General features: G+C 39.2%; 18 protein-coding genes, 1 other RNA gene and 1 pseudogene. 3 read left to right on the top strand and 17 right to left on the bottom strand.

What is annotated here, in order from left to right; all coding sequences use genetic code 11:
* Positions 1 to 251: 251 nt before the first annotated feature.
* The 12 genes from lgt to G592_RS0103885 all read right to left on the bottom strand — a co-directional run bounded on the left by lgt (position 252) and on the right by G592_RS0103885 (position 12872).
* Positions 252 to 1112: a prolipoprotein diacylglyceryl transferase gene (lgt, locus tag G592_RS0103935; RefSeq protein WP_028246661.1), complete on the bottom strand. Its 861-nt coding sequence runs from the start codon at positions 1110 to 1112 to the stop codon at positions 252 to 254.
* Between the two features lie 12 nt (positions 1113 to 1124).
* Positions 1125 to 1472 (bottom strand): PilZ domain-containing protein, encoded by a 348-nt coding sequence (locus G592_RS0103930; protein ID WP_028246660.1) that lies wholly within the window; start codon positions 1470 to 1472, stop codon positions 1125 to 1127.
* Positions 1473 to 1509: 37 nt separating this feature from the next.
* Positions 1510 to 3870 (bottom strand): phenylalanine--tRNA ligase subunit beta, encoded by a 2361-nt coding sequence (pheT, locus tag G592_RS0103925; RefSeq protein ID WP_028246659.1) that lies wholly within the window; start codon positions 3868 to 3870, stop codon positions 1510 to 1512.
* A gap of 14 nt (positions 3871 to 3884) precedes the next feature.
* Complete coding sequence (locus tag G592_RS0103920) at positions 3885 to 4940, bottom strand: phenylalanine--tRNA ligase subunit alpha (RefSeq protein WP_028246658.1); 1056 nt, start codon at positions 4938 to 4940, stop codon at positions 3885 to 3887.
* Positions 4941 to 4987: 47 nt separating this feature from the next.
* Entirely contained in the window at positions 4988 to 6031 is a 1044-nt protein-coding gene (gene queA / locus G592_RS0103915; RefSeq protein ID WP_028246657.1) for a tRNA preQ1(34) S-adenosylmethionine ribosyltransferase-isomerase QueA, read from the bottom strand.
* A gap of 52 nt (positions 6032 to 6083) precedes the next feature.
* A complete protein-coding gene (locus G592_RS15595; protein ID WP_051194748.1) occupies positions 6084 to 6956 on the bottom strand; it encodes a YihY/virulence factor BrkB family protein in 873 nt (290 codons plus the stop codon).
* A 77-nt stretch (positions 6957 to 7033) separates the two neighbouring features.
* Positions 7034 to 7214: non-coding RNA, 6S RNA (gene ssrS, locus G592_RS17325), on the bottom strand.
* A 174-nt stretch (positions 7215 to 7388) separates the two neighbouring features.
* The gene (gene pckA / locus G592_RS0103905; protein ID WP_028246656.1) at positions 7389 to 9002 is read right to left on the bottom strand and encodes a phosphoenolpyruvate carboxykinase (ATP); all 1614 of its coding nucleotides are present in this window, start codon (positions 9000 to 9002) and stop codon (positions 7389 to 7391) included.
* Between the two features lie 228 nt (positions 9003 to 9230).
* The gene (locus G592_RS0103900; RefSeq protein ID WP_028246655.1) at positions 9231 to 10064 is read right to left on the bottom strand and encodes a MetQ/NlpA family ABC transporter substrate-binding protein; all 834 of its coding nucleotides are present in this window, start codon (positions 10062 to 10064) and stop codon (positions 9231 to 9233) included.
* Entirely contained in the window at positions 10061 to 10750 is a 690-nt protein-coding gene (locus G592_RS0103895) for a methionine ABC transporter permease (RefSeq protein WP_051194747.1), read from the bottom strand. The genes G592_RS0103900 and G592_RS0103895 overlap by 4 nt, the downstream gene beginning before the upstream one ends.
* Entirely contained in the window at positions 10743 to 11762 is a 1020-nt protein-coding gene (locus G592_RS0103890) for a methionine ABC transporter ATP-binding protein (protein WP_028246653.1), read from the bottom strand. Before G592_RS0103890 ends, G592_RS0103895 begins: the two co-directional genes overlap by 8 nt.
* A 198-nt stretch (positions 11763 to 11960) precedes the next feature.
* The gene (locus G592_RS0103885) at positions 11961 to 12872 is read right to left on the bottom strand and encodes a LysR family transcriptional regulator (protein ID WP_028246652.1); all 912 of its coding nucleotides are present in this window, start codon (positions 12870 to 12872) and stop codon (positions 11961 to 11963) included.
* 176 nt (positions 12873 to 13048) lie between these two features.
* Between G592_RS0103885 and G592_RS0103880 the strand changes: the two genes are divergently transcribed.
* Positions 13049 to 14422 (top strand): citrate/2-methylcitrate synthase, encoded by a 1374-nt coding sequence (locus G592_RS0103880; RefSeq protein ID WP_028246651.1) that lies wholly within the window; start codon positions 13049 to 13051, stop codon positions 14420 to 14422.
* Positions 14423 to 15187: 765 nt separating this feature from the next.
* Here the strand turns inward: G592_RS0103880 and G592_RS18125 are convergent.
* The 4 genes and pseudogenes from G592_RS18125 to G592_RS0103865 all read right to left on the bottom strand — a co-directional run.
* A pseudogene (locus G592_RS18125) lies at positions 15188 to 15259 on the bottom strand (helix-turn-helix domain-containing protein); the annotation flags it as partial.
* 68 nt (positions 15260 to 15327) lie between these two features.
* Complete coding sequence (locus tag G592_RS0103875; RefSeq protein ID WP_036951694.1) at positions 15328 to 16884, bottom strand: HAMP domain-containing sensor histidine kinase; 1557 nt, start codon at positions 16882 to 16884, stop codon at positions 15328 to 15330.
* A gap of 16 nt (positions 16885 to 16900) precedes the next feature.
* Complete coding sequence (locus G592_RS0103870) at positions 16901 to 17575, bottom strand: response regulator transcription factor (protein WP_028246649.1); 675 nt, start codon at positions 17573 to 17575, stop codon at positions 16901 to 16903.
* Between the two features lie 86 nt (positions 17576 to 17661).
* A complete protein-coding gene (locus G592_RS0103865; RefSeq protein WP_028246648.1) occupies positions 17662 to 18012 on the bottom strand; it encodes a hypothetical protein in 351 nt (116 codons plus the stop codon).
* Between the two features lie 207 nt (positions 18013 to 18219).
* On the opposite strand from G592_RS0103865, the gene G592_RS0103860 reads away from it, so the two are divergent.
* Both G592_RS0103860 and G592_RS0103855 read left to right on the top strand, forming a co-directional pair.
* Positions 18220 to 18600 (top strand): response regulator, encoded by a 381-nt coding sequence (locus tag G592_RS0103860; protein WP_028246647.1) that lies wholly within the window; start codon positions 18220 to 18222, stop codon positions 18598 to 18600.
* A 3-nt stretch (positions 18601 to 18603) separates the two neighbouring features.
* Complete coding sequence (locus G592_RS0103855; protein WP_028246646.1) at positions 18604 to 19485, top strand: hypothetical protein; 882 nt, start codon at positions 18604 to 18606, stop codon at positions 19483 to 19485.
* A gap of 129 nt (positions 19486 to 19614) precedes the next feature.
* On the opposite strand, the gene thrC is transcribed toward G592_RS0103855, so the two are convergent.
* Positions 19615 to 21105, bottom strand: coding sequence for a threonine synthase (thrC, locus tag G592_RS0103850; protein WP_028246645.1), 1491 nt, complete (start codon positions 21103 to 21105; stop codon positions 19615 to 19617).
* Positions 21106 to 21159 lie beyond the last annotated feature (54 nt).

The raw sequence follows: 21159 nt of genomic DNA, 5'->3' as shown, positions 1-21159 counted from the left end.
CAAATGGCAGACTGTCTCCATATCCACCACTTTATGACACTTTTATTCCACTTTCCTCCACTTTTAACTACATTCTAAACCAAATTCCCCTTCTTCGCAACCCGCGAAGCCCGTAAAATCAATATTCCCCACATGTGGTATAAAGTGGTGGCAGTTCCCACTATTGGCACTAGATATGCTAAAAAAGACATAAAAAAAAGACATTGGAAGCACCAATGTCTTTGATTGTTCTTAAAAAAATACAATTTAATTTAATTATTTTTTAATTTCTGCAGATTATATACATACAATCCTGTGCCAAGCACAATTAAGATAGCAGCTAATGCCTGGGATACAGGGATGCTTGTTCCCCAAAGCTTAAGCTGATCTGTGCGGATACCTTCTATCCAGAAGCGTCCTGCTCCATAGCCTAAGAGATAAGTAAAGAATACCTGTCCATTGAACTTCTTATTCTTAATCATCAAAAGCAAGATAATAAGCAGGCCTAGATTCCATAATGATTCATATAAAAATGTAGGATGTACAGATATGTAATCGACTCCGTTTATCTGAACAAGGTTGCTCAGCATTTCCGCTGTAACATCCTGCTGGCTTCTAATGGAATTGATTGGTAACAACATGGCGAAAAGTCCATCTGTGTACTGTCCAAAGACTTCTCTGTTGAAGAAGTTGCCCCAGCGTCCAAATATCTGGCCGATTACAACTCCGATAATGCAAATATCCATAACCTGCAGGAAATTGTGCTTTCTAATCTTACAAAGGACTGCAACACTTGCTATACCTGCAAGAACTCCACCATAAATAGCAAGTCCACCCTGCCTGATGTTAAATATGCTTAGCAGATTGTCCTTATAATATTCCCAGGCAAATATAACATAGTACAGTCTGGCGCCTATGACGCCAACAATAATAGTGATAATACAAATATCTAAAAACTTATCTTCATCAAAGCCCTGTCGCTTTGCCTCATGTAAAATAAAACATACCCCTACCAACATACCGATGGCAATAATAACGCCGTAAAACGCAATGAAAAAGGACCCGATATGGAATCCTTTTTCAATATTGTTTAGAGTGATATGAAGATTTGGAAAAATAATGCTAGAATCCAATTTATGTCTCCTCTATTCTGCGTCGCTAAACAACTGATAAATCTCAATCTTCAGCGCATCTGTATCTGTCATGCCGACAAAGATACAGCCATACTCATAGATGTCGCCATCAAGCTTGTTTGAGCGAACAACCTTAAATACGGAATCAATGGTTTCCTTTGTCCAAATCTGAATCTTAGCATCAAAGCATGCTCCAATTTCAAATTCAACATTAGGAACCCTAAAAGCTAAACCTGTCTTCGAGATATTGGTTACCTCAACCTCCATGTACTTCACGGTGGTGATGTTGGCTTCATCAATTCGCTCGATCTCAACCTTTACACCAATGTCTAAACGTTTGCTTTTTCTTTTCTCCTCCATCTCATGCCCCCCAATACATTAATTAGTAGTTACCCGTTTAAGCTTTAAGATTTATCCCCTTAGTCTTAAGCTTCTCAATAATCTCGTCAACTACCTTCTGAACTTCGTCATGTGTAAGAGTACGCTCATCATCCCCAAAGAGCAATCTTACGGTAATTGACTTGCTATCTCCATCTGAATATACGTCAGATACACCGACCTTCTTCAAGATATCCTTAGCACTTTCTTTTATTGTATCATTTATTTCTGAAAATTTCTCGGCAATAAATGATAAATCTACTTCAATTGATGGATATTTTGATGGTTCTACATATTTTATAGGCTCTGGATTGATATCTGAAAGGGCCTCAACATCGATTTCTGCAAATACGATAGCTGCTTTCTTATCAATCTTCTTTGAAACTACTGGGTGAGCAACACCGATTTTACCAATCTGAACACCATCAAGAACAAGTGCATTAAGATTCTTTGGATGCTCATATGAATGTGTAGCCTCAAGCTTCTTATATGTAAGAGCCTTATTTCTAACATCATCTACTGTCTCAGCAATCATATCGCGAAGTTCGAAGTAAAGCTGCTCAAGTGACTTTGTCTTAGAGAATAATGTGATGCAAAGCTTCTTCTTCTCGTCGCAAAGACCATCAGCCTTAAGTCCTTCAACAACACGACCAACTTCGAAAATACCAAAATCAGTAGCATAGCCTGTATTGTAATTAACCTGGCAAAGCTGTGTTGGAATCATTGAGTTTCTGAGAGTCTCAATGTTAGGGTTAGTAGAATTAGCAAGCTTAACATTCTCTTCTACTTCCATTCCAAGCTTCTTGTACTCATCAGCATACTGCCATACATAAGAATGTACCTCGTGAAGCTTAAATCTCTTAACAAGGATATCCTTAATTCTGTCCTCTACGTTCTTTGTCTCATCCATACGAACTGGATAAAGAGGAGCAGCTGTTGTAACTAATTCAAAGTTATCATAACCGTAGATACGTGTAATCTCTTCGATGATATCTGCCTTTAAGCTGATATCCTTTGTAGCACGGTATGAAGGAACATCCACATGGAAATTGTCTCCATCGTGTGTAACACCAAATCCAAGAGCTGTAAGTGTATCCACAATATGCTCGTTTGTAATCTCAATTCCAGTGTACTTATCCACAAAGTTCTTGTCAAAATCAAGGGCAATGTGTGGATAATGGAATGCATATTCATCAGTAAGTGCTGATACAACCTTTACACCTGGGTCGATATCAAGAAGAAGCTTCATGAAACGAGCGATGGCAACTGTAGTCATCTCTGGATCAAGGCTCTTCTCATAACGTGCAGAAGCATCTGTTCTGTGGGCAAGACGAACTGCACTCTTTCTGATTGAAGCTGCGTTAAATGTAGCAGACTCAAGAGTAAGCTGTGTTGTATCCTCAACGATTTCTGAATCGAGACCACCCATGATACCTGCGATAGCAACTGGTGTGTTATCGTTGCAAATCATAAGTGTGTTCTCATCTATGTTTCTCTCAACACCATCAAGTGTTGTGAAAGTAAATGGCTTATCAAATCTCTTGATACGAATCTTGCCAACCTTACGTGAATCAAAAGCATGCATTGGCTGACCCATTTCAAGCATAAGATAGTTTGTAAGGTCTGTGAGAAGGTTGATTCCTCTCATACCACAATAGAAGAGACGGATTCTCATGTTCATAGGAGCAACGTTCTTTTCAACGTTCTCAACCTTGATTGAAGAATATCTCTGGCAAAGTTCGTCCTCAATCTTAAGATCAATCTTTTCAAGATTGTCGTACTTGCTTAAGTCGATTGTAGGAAGCTCCTTAAGTGGACGCTTTGCAATTGTAGCGAACTCTCTGGCAATACCGTAGTGACCCCAAAGATCAGGACGGTTTGTAAGTGACTTATTGTCGACCTCAAAGATTATATCGTCAATTTCATATAAATCCTTGATATCTGTACCATTTGCAACATCCTCTGTGATATCCATGATACCGTCGTTGTTATCAGAGATACCGATTTCCTTCTCTGAACAGCACATACCATGTGACTCAAAGCCTGCAAGTGGGCGTGGTGCGATTGTAATCTCACCAAGCTTTGCTCCAACCTTTGCAAAAGCTGTCTTCATACCAACGCGAACGTTTGGTGCTCCACAGACAACATCTGTAAGCTTTCCATCGCCGGCATCAACCTTTAAAAGGTGAAGCTTCTTTGATTCTGGGTGCTCCTCAACTGACTTAATCTCGGCAACAACTACGCCTGATAAATCCTCACCCTTATGGAAAATATCATTTTCAACCTCTGCTGTTGCAAGAGAGAACTTAGCGATAAGCTCCATCTTGTCGAGACCTGAAAGGTCAACGAAATCAGAGATCCAATTCATTGAAATAAACATGTCTTCGTCCTCCCTTACTGCTCGTCATCAGTGAACTGAGCTAAGCTGTTAAGATTACCGCTATTCAGATCACGGATGTCCTTAATACCGTATTTCATCATTGCAAGTCTTGTAAGGCCAAGTCCAAAGGCAAAACCTGTATACTTCTCTGGATCGATGCCACCCTCTTCAAGAACCTTTGGATGAACCATACCACATGGGCAAAGCTCAAGCCATCCTGAGTGCTTGCATGAAGGACAACCCTTACCACCACAGTTAAGGCAGTTGATATCAAGCTCGAAACCTGGCTCCACAAATGGGAAGAAACCTGGACGAAGTCTAACCTTAATATCTCTTCTAAATACTTCTGAAAGCATAGTCTTCATGAAGTAGATAAGGTTTGAAATAGAAATGTCCTTACCTACCATAACACCTTCCATCTGGAAGAATGTGTTCTCGTGACATGCATCTGTAGCTTCGTTTCTGAAGCAACGACCTGGGAAGATAGCCTTGATAGGTGTACCATTCTCAAGAAGCTGCTTTCTGTATTTCTTGTAGATAGCGTTCTGGGCAGCTGTTGTCTGAGACTTTAAGAGCTGACCATTCTCAAGGTAATATGTATCCTGCATATCGCGGGCAGGATGATACTTAGGGATATTAACTGACTCGAAACACTCGTAGTCTGTAACCACCTCACTGTAATCCTCAACGGTAAATCCCATTGACTTAAATATTGTCTCGCACTGACGCTGAACAAGTGTAATTGGATGATAGCTTCCCTGATCAAAATGCTCTGGAAGGGAAATATCAAACTCAGGAACCTTATCGATTTCCTTCTGAAGCTCTAAAGCTGCAAGCTCATCCTTCTTCTCTGCAATCTTGTCTGCTACAGTGTTCTTAAGCATATTAATTTTCTGACCAAACTCTTTTTTCTCTTCCGCTGAGAGCTTGCCCATTTCTTTCATGGCAGCTGTAACACTACCCTTTTTGCCAAGGTATGAAACTCTGATGTTCTCAAGTTCTTCAGAATTCTTGATATTCTGAAGTTCTGTCTCGAACTTGGCACTTAACTCTGAAATAATATCTACCATAGGTGGCCTCCCTAAACTAAATTCTCACTAAGTTAAAATTTTATCAGTTACTCTCCCTGATGTAAATCGGTAATCATCATAGCATCTCCAAAGGAGAAGAATCTGTATCTCTCCTGAACAGCCTGCTCATATGCAGCAAGGACATGTTCTCTTCCAGCCAGTGCTGAAACCAGCATAATAAGTGTGGACTGTGGAAGATGGAAATTAGTAATCAGACAATCTATTACCTTGAATTCATAACCAGGATAGATAAAAATCTGTGTCCATCCGCTCTTTGGAACAAGTGGCTTTCCTGGCTCCGCAGCTGATTCAAGAGTACGTGTACTTGTGGTACCAACTGAAATGACTCTTCCTCCGTTAGCCTTTGTCTCATTAATAATGTCGCAGGCTTCCTGAGTGAGTTCGTAATATTCTGAGTGCATGTGGTGGTCTAATACCTCATCCTCTTTAACAGGACGGAATGTACCAAGACCAACATGAAGAGTAACCTCTGCTATCTTCACTCCCATTGCCTTTACTTCCTCTAAAAGCTCTGGTGTAAAATGAAGACCTGCTGTAGGTGCTGCCGCACTTCCATCAAACTTCGCATATACAGTCTGATATCTGTCTCTATCCTTAAGCTTATGTGTGATATACGGTGGAAGTGGCATCTCTCCAAGCTTATCTAAAATCTCTTCGAAAATACCATCATATGTAAACTCGATAATACGATTTCCCTCATCAACAATATCGATAATCTTTCCTACTAAAAGACCATCTCCAAAGGAAATCTCCATTCCAGGGCGGGCTTTCTTACCAGGCTTTACAAGACATTCCCACTGATTGTCACTGAGTCTCTTTAATAGAAGAATCTCTACCTTTCCGCCTGAACCTACTCTGGCTCCATATAATCTTGCTGGAATAACACGAGTGTTATTGATAACCAGACAGTCGCCTGGTCTGAGATATTCTTTGATATCATAGAAATGGCGATGAGCAATCTCGCCTGTTTTTTTATCCAAGACCATAAGTCTTGAATTACTTCTCTTTTCAAGAGGATCCTGAGCTATTAACTCCTCAGGAAGGTCATAATCAAAATCTTTTACTAACATCTTAATTTCTTTCTAAGCTTTTTATAAACATTCAATCTAGTTTAGCACAGAATTACTTACTAGTCCAATTGCTAAAATGCTTTGCTTTAAAGTCATTTTTAAACTTTTCCCATGCCAGTCCAAATGCATCTGCAAAGAATACATTTGCCTCTGCAGCCATGAGCATAAAGTACATACAAAAGTAAAGCCAAAACATAAAAATCATCATGGTAGCCAGTGCCCCGTACATAGAAAAACCGTTAAAGTATTTTACCCATATAGCAAGGAACAAACTGAATACATACCAGCTGACAGCACAGATTACTCCACCTGGAAGCTGACTCATAAACTTGAGATTTTTATTTGGCAAAACAGTAAATAAAAACGTAAATACGATAACCAAAAATATGAACACAAAAATACTTCTAAACAACGGGCGAATTCCAAACATGTAAGCAAGGAATCCATATGTGCTTTTCGCATAGCCCTGAAGCTTCTGTGTAAATACAAGCATAAGCATGATTACCACAATAATAGACAGAAGAAACATGGTATAAAAAACAGCCTTGATTCGTCTGGCAAACCAATTTCTTGTCTCTTCAATCTGATTAACCTGATTAAGACCAACCATAAGATTCTGGAAGGCTTTTCCAGATGACCAGATAGCCATCAGTGCTGAGATGGAAATCGCACCAACAGAACCCTTTGTGACAAGATGAACTACCTTTGCCATGAAGGGCGAAAACTCAGCAGGGATAACCTCGTAAATCAGCTCATTAAGGTAATGACTGATAGATGGAATAAGACCTGCAATCCACACCAAAAGCATGGTCACAGGAATAGCAGTCATAATCATGAAGTATGCTGTCTGGGCCGCATATGCTCCAATGTTATCTCTGCCGCATTTATCTAAATATGTTTTTCCATATCCTAAAAATGTCCACATATATATTCTCCTCAATGCAAAATTTTAGCAAAGAAAAAGCGACTATGCAACGCATAGCCGCTGTAGGTTTCTAACAAACCTAACCCAAAATGCCGGGCCTATCAATTGACTCCTAGCGCCAGCTAGGTGGATCGCCGCAACTAATCTTTTGCCTTCCACTGCAAAGGAGGCCTGACAGCCGATTAGAAATATAGGCATTCCATTTAAAGTAAATGTAGGTTCAAAAAGGATAAGTTAAATCGCACATCCCAGGTTAGGTAAAAGTCGGTATCTTGTACCTGCAATTATATTACAATATATTTGTGACAAAATAAAGAACAGATTTTTCACAAAGTTACACGTAAGTCCTATATTACAAACATAAACCCACCTCGTAACAATATGTCACAAGGTGGGTAAATTATTAGTATTTATAATACTTAAGCTACAATCTTAGAGCTGTGGACCTGCTGAAACAAGTGCCTTACCAGCATCGTTTGTTGTGTACTTAACGAAGTTCTTGTTGAATCTCTGTGCAAGATCCTTTGCCTTCTCTTCCCACTCAGAAGCGTTAGCATATGTATCTCTAGGATCAAGAATCTTAGGATCAACACCTGGAAGCTCTGTAGGAACTTCGAAGTTGAACATAGGAATTGTCTTTGTAGGAGCCTTCTTGATGTCACCAGAAAGGATAGCATCGATGATTCCTCTTGTATCCTTAATTGTGATACGCTTACCTGTTCCGTTCCAACCTGTGTTTACAAGGTATGCCTTTGCTCCAGACTTCTCCATCTTCTTAACAAGCTCCTCAGCATACTTTGTTGGGTGAAGCTCAAGGAATGCCTGACCGAAGCAAGCAGAGAATGTAGGTGTAGGCTCTGTGATACCTCTCTCAGTACCAGCAAGCTTTGCTGTAAATCCTGAAAGGAAGTAGTACTTTGTCTGCTCTGGTGTAAGGATAGATACTGGAGGAAGTACTCCGAACGCATCAGCTGAAAGGAAGATTACGTTCTCAGCATCAGGACCTGCAGAAACCTTATTTACCTCAGCTGCAATATTGTTGATGTGCTCGATTGGGTAAGATACACGAGTGTTCTCTGTAACGCTCTTATCATCAAAATCAATTTTTCCATCTGCAGCTACTGTTACGTTCTCAAGAAGAGCATCTCTCTTGATTGCGTTGTAGATATCTGGCTCAGACTCCTTATCAAGACCGATAACCTTTGCGTAGCAACCACCTTCGAAGTTGAATACGCCGTTATCATCCCAGCCGTGCTCATCATCACCGATAAGACGACGCTTAGGATCTGTAGAAAGTGTAGTCTTACCTGTTCCAGAAAGACCAAAGAAGATTGCTGTGTGCTTTCCATCCATATCGCAGTTAGCTGAGCAGTGCATTGAAGCCATACCCTTAAGTGGAAGGAAGTAGTTCATCATAGAGAACATACCCTTCTTCATCTCTCCGCCGTACCATGTATTAATGATAACCTGCTCGCGAGATGTGATATTGAAAGCTACACAAGTCTCAGAGTTAAGACCGAGCTCCTTGAAGTTTTCAACCTTAGCCTTTGATGCATTGTAAACTACGAAATCTGGCTCGAAGTTTGCAAGCTCTTCTGCTGTTGGCTTAATGAACATGTTCTCAACGAAGTGTGCCTGCCAAGCTACCTCCATAATAAAACGAACTGCCATACGAGAATCCTTGTTAGCACCGCAGAATGCGTCTACTACAAATAATCTCTTATCGCAAAGCTCTTTCTTAGCGAGCTCCTTTACCTTCTCCCAAACCTCTTCAGACATAGGATGGTTATCATTTGGATATCCTTCTGTTGTCCACCAAACAGTATCCTTAGAGTTTGAATCCATAACGATGTACTTATCTTTAGGTGAACGACCTGTGTAAATACCTGTCATTACGTTTACAGCTCCAAGCTCTGTTTCCTTACCTACCTCGTATCCCTCAAGCTTAGAATCAAGCTCTTCCTTGTAGAGATCCTCATAAGAAGGGTTGTGAACAACTTCTGTTGTTCCTGTGATGCCATACTTTGTTAAATCAACATTAGCCATCTTGTCTTACCTCACTTTTCTAAATAAATTTTTACTAGCTAACCCCTATAAAATAAAGGCTAAAAACTAATTTTCGCTAAATATCATTCTAGACGTTACACAAATTATTGTCAATAAATTCACAAAAAAAGTACTTTATGTTTTGTACAATTTTGCACCTTAATTTTTGTTACATTTACAAAATAAAAACGCCATCAAAAGATGGCGCTTTTTACAATCATTTTTATATTAGAAAACAGGTACTACTGCTCCTTCATATTTGCCTTCGATGAACTCTTTTACATTGTCCTGAAGAACTGCATCTACAAGAGCTTTTGTCTTGTCTGTATTTTCATTGCCTTCCTTTACGCAAACAATATTTGCATATGTCTCAGCTGCAAGTGAGTCAGAAGCTTCAACTGCGATTGGATCTGAAACACCTGCTGAAAGTGCGTAGTTTCCGTTGATAACTGCGATGTCAACATCCTGAAGTGAGTTAGGAATCTGTGCTGCCTCAAGCTCCTGAATCTCAAGGTTAAGTGGATTCTCCTCAATATCAAGAACTGTAGCTGTAATACCAGCGCCATCCTTAAGCTTGATAAGACCGTTTGCCTCAAGAAGAAGTAATGCTCTTGCTTCGTTTGTTGTATCGTTTGGAACAGCAACTACTGCGCCATCTGAAACCTCATCAACTGAAGCTGTCTTTCCAGCGTAGATACCCATTGGCTCAAAGTGAACAGCTGCAACACTTACAATGTGTGTTCCCTTCTCCGCATTGAAATCATCAAGGTATGGCTGATGCTGGAAGAAGTTTGCATCCAAATCACCATCTTCAAGTGCTGTGTTAGGAATTACGTAGTCGTTGTACTCTACGATTTCAAGTGTATAACCTTCTGCAGCAAGATTCTCCTTTACAAGTTCAAGAATCTCTGCGTGTGGTGATGGTGTAGCACCAATAGTGATAACCTTATCCTCTGCCGAATTTGTCTTTGCAGCATCCCCAGCTGCATTAGAACCGCATCCTGCAAATAAAGATGTTGCAAGAACCCCTGCTGTAAGTAATGTAAGTAGTCTCTTTCTCATTTTTTAATTCTCCTATCTATCTTATTTACTAATCTCAAACCGCCTTCTTGGAAAACAATTACGAAGATAACTAGTAATACGACTGCAACCCACATAACATCTGGCTGGAATCTATAGTATCCATAATTTATAGCGATAGCTCCAAGTCCGCCTGCACCCATAATTCCGGCCATAGCTGAATAACCAAGAATTGTTGCAAATGCAATTGTAAAACCAACTAAAAGTGAAGGTCTTGCTTCTGGAATAAGAACCTTGCTAATAATCTGCCAGTTTGATGACCCCATGGCTTTTGCCGCTTCGATAACGCCCTCATCAACTTCCTTAAGTGAAGACTCAACCATTCTGCCTACAAATGGTGCAGCTGCTATAACAAGAGGAACAATAGTAGCATTGCAACCGATAGTTGTATGTACGATTGCTCTTGTAATTGGAAGAACTGTTACAACCAGAATCAAAAATGGTACGGCACGAAGCACATTAACTATGAAGCTAAGAATGCCATTAATAATTCCATTTTCTCTAATTCCACCCTTACCAGTAATGTAAAGAATAACACCAACAGGTATTCCTATAATATAGGCTGCTACAGTGGAGATAACTACCATATAAAAAGTCTCTCCAATACCAGCTATTATTACTTCACCAAGTCTTGGATCTAAACCAAGATAACTTAAAATACTACTCATTTAGTCCTCCTTCCTGAAGGGTTTTAACCTCCTCAGCAAAAACTCCTTTTGCTGAAAGAAACTCTCTTATCTTCTTAAGATCTTCTATTTTTTCTGGAGTTTCTATAAGAAGCTGACCAAATGCGCTTCCGTTAATATCTGCTGTGCTGGCGCCCAAAATGTTAAGCTCTAATCCAGTCTGTAAAATAAGCTGAGCTAACACTGGCTCGTATGATGACTGTCCATCAAAGACTATTCTTATATAGTCCTTTGTTGGCACTGGAACTCCACCATCTTCTTCCTCTGGAGTAACAAGCTTTCTGCCTGTCTCAGATTTTGGATTTCTAAAGATTTCCTTTACCTCTCCAATTTCTTCAACCACACCTGAGCTCATGATTGCAACCCTGTCACAAATCTGCTCAACTACTCTCATCTCGTGAGTAATGATAACAACGGTAACTCCCATCTTTTCATTAATCTCTTTGAGAAGATTTAAAGTATTTCTTGTGGTGAGAGGATCAAGTGCTGAAGTAGCCTCATCACAAAGTAAAACCTTTGGGTCTGTGGCAAGCGCTCTTGCTATTGCCACTCTCTGCTTTTGTCCACCTGAAAGCTGTGCTGGATATGATTTTTCTTTGTCGGCCAAATCTACTATTTTAAGTAACTCTCTGGCTTTCTCTCTTGCCTCTTTCTTGCTTACACCAGATATCTCCAGTGGATAACAAACGTTATCAATAACATTTCTCTGAGCCAAAAGATTGAACTGCTGGAAAATCATTCCTATGCTTTTTCTAGCTTTGCGTAATTCTTTTTCACTAGCCTGGGTAAGGTCTAAATCACCAAACCAAACATGTCCTTCTGTTGGTCTTTCAAGCAGGTTTAAACATCTAACAAGTGTAGATTTTCCTGCTCCTGAAAAACCGATTATTCCAAATATTTCGCCATCGCGAATCTCAAAACTAACATTGTGAACGGCGTCAACTTTTCCGCCTTTTGTTTTGAACTCTTTGGATACGTTTTCAAGTCGTATCATTTAAAATTGCCTCCGATCGATCGTTAACCTAGTTAAATCTAGGTTTTACTTGTATGAGTATAGAAAATTACTGTACGCGTGTAAAATACACATATTTTATAATCAGTTATAGGTTTTGCCTATAACGCCAAAGAATCGCCAATTTATAGGGTCTCGGCGATTCTTTAGTGTCTTTATCTGAAAGACAACTGTCTTTCATTATAAAAGTATTTCATTTTTATATTGTTGTAGCTCCTCTACATACTTTCGAGCAATGTCACTGAGTACTGTATCTTTCTGAGCTATATAACCGATTGTCATAGTCTCATCTTCATCCAGTTTAACTGCCACATAGTCGTCTCCGTTAAGATTCTTACAGATAATACCGGAACAAAGTGTGTAACCCTTGATGCCCACCATAAGGTTTAGCATAGATGCTCTGTCGCTTGCTCTAACAATCTGTTTGTAGTCATAATCGCTCAGTACTTCCTCTGCAAATGAACGGGAATTATGATCACCCTGGCTAAAGACCAGACAAGGATAATCATCCAACTCTTTAAGTGTAACTGACTTCTTTTTAGAAAGAGGATTGCTCTTATGCATGTATGCGTAAATGCGACAATCAAAAAGTGGATTAAACTGTATTCCTGAATCCTTAAAAATCTTTTCAAGAACTGCCTTATTATAATTATTTAAATATAGAACTCCGATTTCGCTTTTACGGTCACTTACATTTTTAATAACTTCATATGTCTGAGTCTCGTGGATTTCGAACTCGTACTCATCCATACCGTACTGCTTGATTACCTGCACAAAGGCATCAACAGCAAATGTGTAGTGCTGCATAGATACATGGAAGGTTCTCTTGATATTACTCTTGGAAACATATTTCGCATCCAAAATATCATACTGCTCTACTACAGAACGGGCATATCCAATAAACTCAGAACCTTTTACCGTAAGAGAAATTCCATTCTTACTTCTATTAAAAATATCAAACCCAATTTCCTGCTCCAGGCTTTTAAGAGCCGCAGTAAGTGATGGCTGAGAAATGAACAGTCTCTTTGCTGCCTCATTTATTGAATTCTCCTTTGCCAGTACGATTACGTACCTAAGCTGTGTAAGTGTCATAAACTTCTCCTTATAAAAATCTATCTATACTTTATGAATTATAATCTATTTCCTCTTCAGATAAAATCGTTTTCCACTTGTATCTAAGCCATGTTTTATGGTAGTATACTTTAAATTGCAATTTAGTGTGCTAAAGTGAAATTTGTAATTGCAATTTGGAAGGAGGAAAATGTTTCATGATCATAGAGAATTACAGCGAGATAACTCCTGAATTAGAAAGCCTTGCAGAGCTTTCTAAAAAATCTTCATATATAGATCCAGAGTTGTACACAACCTATGATGTAAAAAGAGGTCTTCGAGATCTTAATGGTAAAGGTGTACTTGTCGGAATCACAGAAATTTCTGAAGTTAATTCAAAGAAATTTGTTGATGGCAAAGAAGTACCTTGCGACGGTCAGCTTTTCTACCGCGGTTACAATGTGCAGGATCTTGTGAAAAACCTTCCACAGGAACAGCATTTTGGTTTCGAGGAATGTGCTTACCTGCTTTTATTTGGTACTCTTCCTACAAAAGAGCAGTTAGAGGATTTCAAGGGTATCCTTGCTCACTATCGCTCTCTTCCACCAAATTTCGTTCGTGACATGATTATGAAGAGCCCTTCAAAGGATATGATGAATTCCCTTGCTCGTTCAGTACTTGCTCTTTATTCATACGATGATTACGCAGATGATACTTCAGAACCAAACGTATTAAGACAGTGTTTACAGCTCATTGCTAATTTCCCATTGCTTTCGGTTTATAGCTATGCAGCTTATGATTATTACTATAATGAGAATTCTCTCATCATTCATCAGCCAAGACCTGACTATTCTACAGCAGAGAACATTCTTCACTGCCTTAGACCAGACAGCAAGTTCACTCCACTTGAAGCAAAGCTTCTTGATGTTGCATTGATTCTTCATATGGAGCACGGTGGTGGTAACAACTCTACATTCACCACTCACCTGGTATCATCTTCAGGTACAGATACTTACGCTGCTATCGCTGCTGCCCTTGGTTCACTTAAGGGACCTAAGCATGGTGGTGCCAATATAAAGGTTGTTAGAATGTTTGAGGATATGAAGTCTCATCTTAAGGACTGGGAAGATGAAGAAGAAGTTAGCACTTACCTTAGAGCTCTTCTTCACGGCGAAGCTTTTGACAATGCTGGTCTTATTTATGGTATGGGACACGCTATCTATTCAGTATCAGATCCTCGTGCTCTTACATTCCATTCATTCGTTGAAGACCTTGCCATTGAAAAAGGAATGGAAAAGGAATATCGTCTTTACGAATTAGTTGCAAAGCTTGCTCCAAAGATTATCGCTGAAGAGCGAAAGATCTATAAGGGTGTTTCGCCAAACGTGGATTTCTATTCAGGCTTTGTTTATCAGATGCTTGGCATTCCAGGCGAACTCTTCACTCCTATTTTCGCCATCGCTCGTATCGCTGGCTGGAGTGCTCACCGCATGGAGGAAATCTGCCATAAGGGCAAGATTATGCGTCCTGCTTACATGACAGTATGCCAGCACAAGAAATACATTCCAATCGAAGACAGAGTTGTAGATTAATAAACAACACAATAATTTAAAGGATTCTAGTTCTTGGCTAGAATCCTTTTTTTCAACCTGCTTTGCATATGTGGCAAGCCACGAGTCATATTTATCACAAGAAAATGTAATTACAATCTCTAGCCAAGGTATTGCGATAAAAAGCACTACACATTGAGTATTCTTTTATCGCAGAACAGCGAAAGATCAATCTTTCAATACTATGCCGTGATAAAAATATTGCTTTCTACGCCAAATAAGCCCTATTTTTTATCGCAACACCCCTCCTTAAGCGCTTGGCTGCGCTCATCTGCGATAAATCTACAGCAAATTTCCTTAATATTTATCACTCACCCTCTGAAATCAGCTATATTTTCGTTTACCTGTGATAATTCTATCTTTCTATTTACTACCTAGAACCCCAAAAAATCTACAGGCAGTATATAAAACCACTTTTTTACTACCTATATTTCAACTCAAAATCTAGGCAGTAATTTTTTGCTCATTTTTACTACCTCAATTCCACTTTCAATAATTAGGTAGTAAAATATCCCTATTTTTTACTGCCTATAAAACATTTCTCCAATTAGGTAGTAAAACTGGGCGTAGCCACAGTCTCATTTTCAAGCCTGCTTGATTAATTTGCGCCCATCAAAAGGTAGCGAGTCAATGACGCGCAGCGCCGAAGGGTATCATTGATACGCTGCCTTGATGGGTATAATGTAATCAGCAGGATGAAAATAAAAAAGGATTTTAGTCAAAACTAAAATCCTCAGAAATTTCTTTTTACTCATCTTCTTTATAAATTAAAATATCTTCTACCTTACACTCCAAAATAAAGCAAAGAGTATCAAGTGTTGAAAAAGTTGTTGTTCAAATTAAGTAAACATCTATCAATAAAGAGCCCCAAAATTGGGGGCTCTTTATTATTCCTCATCCTCATCAAAAGGATTGATTACTATTTCAAACCAGAAGGTAGCGCCCTGGCCTGTAGTGGAGAAAACTCCGTATTTTGCACCGTGAAGCTCCAACACATTCTTTACAATTGAAAGGCCTAGTCCGGTGCCCTGAATAGCTCTCTTGTGAGTCGATGAATCTTTATAGTATCTATCCCATACATATGGAATATCTTCCTGCTTTACGCCCTGGCCTGTATCCTTTACTTCAATGCGAAGGATGTTATCCAAAACCTTCTGGGTAACTGTAACCTTCTTGTCATCGCCGGTGTAATTAATGGCGTTGTTAATAAGATTATAAAGTACCTGATACATCTTCTGCTCGTCCGCATATACGATAACTTCGTCGTCGTAGATAAAATCAATAGTATATCCATCAACCTCACGAAGCTTGTTGTAACGTTCTAATACGTGGCGGATGCTTTCCGTGATGTTATACTCTTCAGGCTGAATTGTAATAGTTCCAGCCTTCAGTTTTGAAATATCAAGCATATCATTAACAAGTCCTGAAAGTCTTTCAGTCTCATCAATTATAACCTGCACATTCTCAGGTGTATTTTCTCCTGGAATGTCACGCATAACTTCAGCATACCCTTTTATCATGGTAAGTGGTGTACGCAAATCATGGGATACATTTGCAATAAGCTCCTTCTGGAAGCTGTCCGCCTTACCCAGCTCTGATGCTGCATAGTTCAAAGTATCAGAAAGCTCAGAAACCTCCATGTAATCATGTGAACTAAACTTAACTGAATAATCTCCTGATGCAAGCTTCTTTGCGCCGTCATTAATCTTGATGATTGACTTTGAAATACTTCTCGATAATCCTACCGCAAGAATAAACGCAATTACGATAATAATAAACGAGATATATTTAAGTTCAGCCTTTAAAGTATCAACCGTTGCATTAACAGGTGTAAGAACTGAGTTGATCATGATTACATTTTTAGTATTACCAACATCAATAACTCTGACATAGATAACCGACTCGGCCATATCATCACCAATGTTCTGGCGGAACTGCCCTTCGTTCTCTCTCTTAGGTGGTATGGTGTATGCTATTTTTCCTTCATGCTCAGGCTCTGCTGCCTCCTGAACTGCCATCAGACTATCAAGAACCTCGCGGACCTTGTTTTGCATCTCCCCGCCTTTGTATTCGATGACAGCCTCGCCACCATTGGCAACTGCCTCGTCATAGAAAATCTCAAACAGGAAAGGTGGAATAGATGACATCTGGGAATTGTAAATATATTCTGCGTTGTAGATGGAATTACCTTCTTCATCAGTGATATAAATTCCCAGATTATGATTTGCCGCTATCTTTTCTATATCATCAGAACAGTCGTCAGAATCACAGATCAGACTCTCCACATGATTAAGGACCGCCTCAGTCTCCTGCCTTTTTATTATCTTATAAAAGTCATCAAGATAGACTATCTGAAAAAACCATAGTACCCCTAAGAGCACTATGGTAAAAATCAGAAATATTGAAAAGGTCTTCCATTTTATACTAATACGATTATTTCTCAAAAGAATACCCCCTGGGTTACGCTTCAAATCTGTAGCCTACGCCACGAAGTGTAACTAATAATTTTCTGTAATCACCAAGGCTGTTTCTCAACAGCTTAATATGGGTATCCAATGTTCGGTCATCGCCATAATAATCGTATCCCCATACCTCAGTGATAAGTCTCTCTCGTTCAAGTGCAATATTTTTATTGCGAACCAGATAAAACAGAAGCTCATATTCTTTTGGGGACATATCAATTCGTTTTCCATCTATGGAAACAGTACGGGCAGTGAAATTAATCTCCAATCCCTCGTATTTGAAAATGTCCATTGCAGCCCCAGTATCAGCCTTGGTACGACTGGTGACAACGTTTACACGCATCATCAATTCCTTAGGTGAAAATGGCTTAACCACGTAGTCATCAACGCCAGCTTCAAAACCGTGAATTCTGTCGTATTCCTCACCTCTTGCTGAAAGCATGATAACAGGAATATCCTTTATCTTTTTTATCTCACTGCATGCCGAGAAACCATCCAGCTCCGGCATCATAACGTCCATTATAATAACATCGTAATCACTGTTGGCCTTTACCTTTTCGATGGCATCCATTCCATCGCAGGCCTCATCAATTTCATACCCTTCAAACTCACCGTATTTACGAATAATTGATCGAATCTTTTCCTCGTCATCAACTACTAAAATCTTCTTCATGTAAGCCTCCTAAAACATGATACGTAAACTATCAATTTATAGTATCCATTATTTATGTGAATTCTAGGTGATGTTATCCAAATTTTTTAATGAATATACTGTTTTTTTGCTTTGTGAATGACAGCTGAGAATAGAATCCAAACAATAACAAATGCAACAAGGAAAACTACATTTACATACTTTGGAAATTCAAATACCTGTGAATCATTTAAAAGTCCCTGGGCACCAAAAAGCATGCAAAACCCACCGAAGATAGCAACCTTAGGCATCAGGTAAGCAGACAGTCCCTTTATATTTCCGCATCTTGTAAGTTCCTCTGTTGTAATAACCATAGGATCTACTTCGCCGCGCTTATATCCCTTTACTCCAGCGAATACAAGGTATACTCCAAGTAAAGAAATAATCGCATCAAAAATTGAGAAAAAATTCATTGTCATTATTGTTCCCTCCAAAAACTTAATGAATTAATTATACCCAACATTCCGCTGTATTTCTATTAAATACACGAATTTAATTGGCATAAATTGCGCCTTTGAATTTTTCTTAAATTCATAAAATCTCCTTATTTTATCTGATAAATATATTTGAATATACATAATTGTTATTGTATTATTAATTTATAATATGCAGGAGGTATTGGCTTTATGGACATAACTAATAAAAAAATCCTAGTTTGTGATGATTCAGTACTTGCCAGAAAACAATTAGTTGATGCAGTGAATGAAGTTGCTACCGGTGCTACCTTCATCGAAGGAAAAAATGGGGCTGAGGCTGTAGAGCTTTACAAAAAAGAGAAGCCTAATCTTGTTTTCATGGATATCGTTATGCCTGAAAAAGATGGTACCGAAGCTCTAAAAGAGATTAAGTCTTTCGATGAGGAAGCAGTAATCATCATCGTTTCTTCCGTTGGAACACAGGAGCAGTTAAAAAAGGCAATTAAGCTGGGCGCAAAAGATTTTATACAGAAACCGTTTGAGAAAAACCAAATCAAGGAAATAATCGAACTTCGCCTTGGAGGAAAATAGTTTATGTATACACAGTTCTTAGGTAACTATTTGTTGCAAAAGGGACTTGTAACCCAGGAGCAACTTTTCAATGCTATGTCCCGACTTTCTCAGACCCATATAAAGCTTGGTACAATTGCCATCCACGAGGGTCTGATGACGGCCAATGAAGTGGACGAGTGTCTCTATGTACAAACTCGAGAAGATAAGCGTTTTGGAGAAATAGCCATAGCAAGAGGTTATCTCGACGAATCTCAGGTGGAAGAATTGCTTTCAAAGCAAACTCCGGATTTTGTATTGTTGGGCCAAAACTTAGTTGAAGATGGAGTTTTTTCTTACGAAGAACTGGAAAGAATTATCTTTGACTATAAGAACGAGGCTGAACTTTATGATTTAGATCTTGATGTTGAGAATCAGGATGCAATCGAGAATATTATTTCCAAGTTCTTCCTTATGGCAGAAATGCCTACCAACGACCTGAACTTAATGTATCTTGAGTTGATGTTTAACAGTTTAATAAGGTTTATTGGAGAGGACTTCTCTCCGCTTACACCTATGGTACTGGATGAGTTCCCAGTGACATTTGGTGTATCTCAGGGCGTCAGCAGTGACCATGAATTTATCACTCATATTGACTGCGACAGAGAAACTGCAATTGCATTTTCATCAAGATATGCAAAAGAAGATTTTAACGAATTCAATGAATATATTGTAGCTGCATTGGAGGATTTCCTTAATCTCCACAACGGACTATTTATTGTAAATGCATCCAATCAGCTTTCAAAAGATATTTCCCTGTCACCACCTGTGATAACAGAGGAAGGTGTACTTTCAGGACCAAATAAATGTGTAGATTTCCCAGTGGCTTATCCATTCGGAACTGTGCACCTTTTAGTTTGTTTCTAAATATTACGAGCCTTAAGTTACAGTAACAAGCCTAAGTATTTCTCCGCTCATCTAACATGATTCGCTTGAGAAATCTTAGAGCTTGTTACCTACCTAAGGCTCTTACTTTTTATAAATAATTAACGTAAACTAAATTCCAAGGAAACGCTTTACTTCGGCGCACATGTCATCTACTTCAACAACTGTGTCGTGACGAACTGGAGCTGAGCGAATCTCCTCAATTGCATTAGGTACATTAACCTTTGCAAGCTCTGAAAGCTTATCTACAAGCACAAAATCCTCTTCCTTTTCATATGCATGGTCGATAGCTCCCATTACCGCACGTGTAAACTTGAATGGGCTTGCTGTAGATGCGATAACTGTCACCTTGTCATCTCCTGTTTCATTCTTATACTTGTTGTAAACAGAAGCAGCAACACCTGTATGTGTATCGATAACGTAACCTGTCTTTTCGTAAAGAGCCTTGATTATTTCACCAGTCTCTTTCTCAGATGCATAATTCCCATAGAAGCTGTCAAGCTTGTCCTTCATATCTGAAGTAATCTGATACTTGCCTGTAACCTTAAGTGATTCCATAAGGTCAGCATTCTTAGCGGCATCATCACCAGCTATATGATAAATAAGTCTCTCAAGGTTGCTTGAGATAAGAATATCCATTGAAGGAGAATTTGTGAGAATGAATTCTCTGTTCTTGTCGTACTCACCTGTTGTAAAGAAATCATAGAGAACCTTATTCTCATTTGATGCACAAACAAGCTTGGCAATTGGAAGACCCATGTTCTTTGCATAGTATGCTGCAAGAATATTTCCAAAGTTTCCTGTAGGAACTACTACATTAATCTCCTGGCCAGAAGTAATCTTCTCCTCAGCAAGAAGCTTTGAATACGCATATACGTAGTAAGCAATCTGTGGAACAAGGCGTCCAATGTTGATAGAGTTTGCAGATGAGAACTGGAACCCTGCTGCATCAAGCTCTGCTGCAAGAGCCTTGTCATTGAACATCTGCTTAACACCTGTCTGTGCCTGATCAAAGTTTCCTTTGATACCAACAACGTGAGTGTTATCACCCTTCTGTGTAACCATCTGGCGCTCCTGAATTGCAGAAACACCATTCTTTGGATAGAATACAACGATTCTTGTACCCTCTACATCTGCGAAACCTGCAAGAGCAGCCTTACCTGTATCACCTGATGTAGCTGTAAGAATAACGATATCATTTTTAATATTATTTTTTCGAGCGGAAGTAATCATAAGATGTGGCAAAATCGAAAGTGCCATATCTTTAAATGCAATTGTAGCACCGTGGAAAAGCTCAAGATAGTAAGCTCCGTCTGCAAATACGAGTGGTGCGATCTCTTCTGTGTCAAACTTGCTGTCATATGCACTGTTGATACAATGCTTTAACTCGTCTTCTGTAAAATCAGAAAGGAAAAGCTTTAATACCTCATAAGCCACCTGCTGGTATGTCATCTTGGCAAGCTCTTCTACAGGAACCTCCAGCTTTGGAATAGATGTTGGGACAAACAAACCGCCATCATCTGCAAGGCCCTTTAAGATAGCCTGTGAAGCAGTGATTTCCTGCTTATTCAAATCCCTAGTACTTACATAATTAACTGACATGATTCTTCCCTCGCTTATCTATAAATTTCTTTTCAGTTTACTGTAGCACAGTAA

This window comes from Pseudobutyrivibrio ruminis CF1b (assembly GCF_000424005.1).
Lineage (GTDB): Bacteria > Bacillota > Clostridia > Lachnospirales > Lachnospiraceae > Pseudobutyrivibrio > Pseudobutyrivibrio ruminis_C.
Note: the sequence above shows the minus strand (reverse complement) of the source record. Positions and strands in the feature narration are given on the sequence as shown.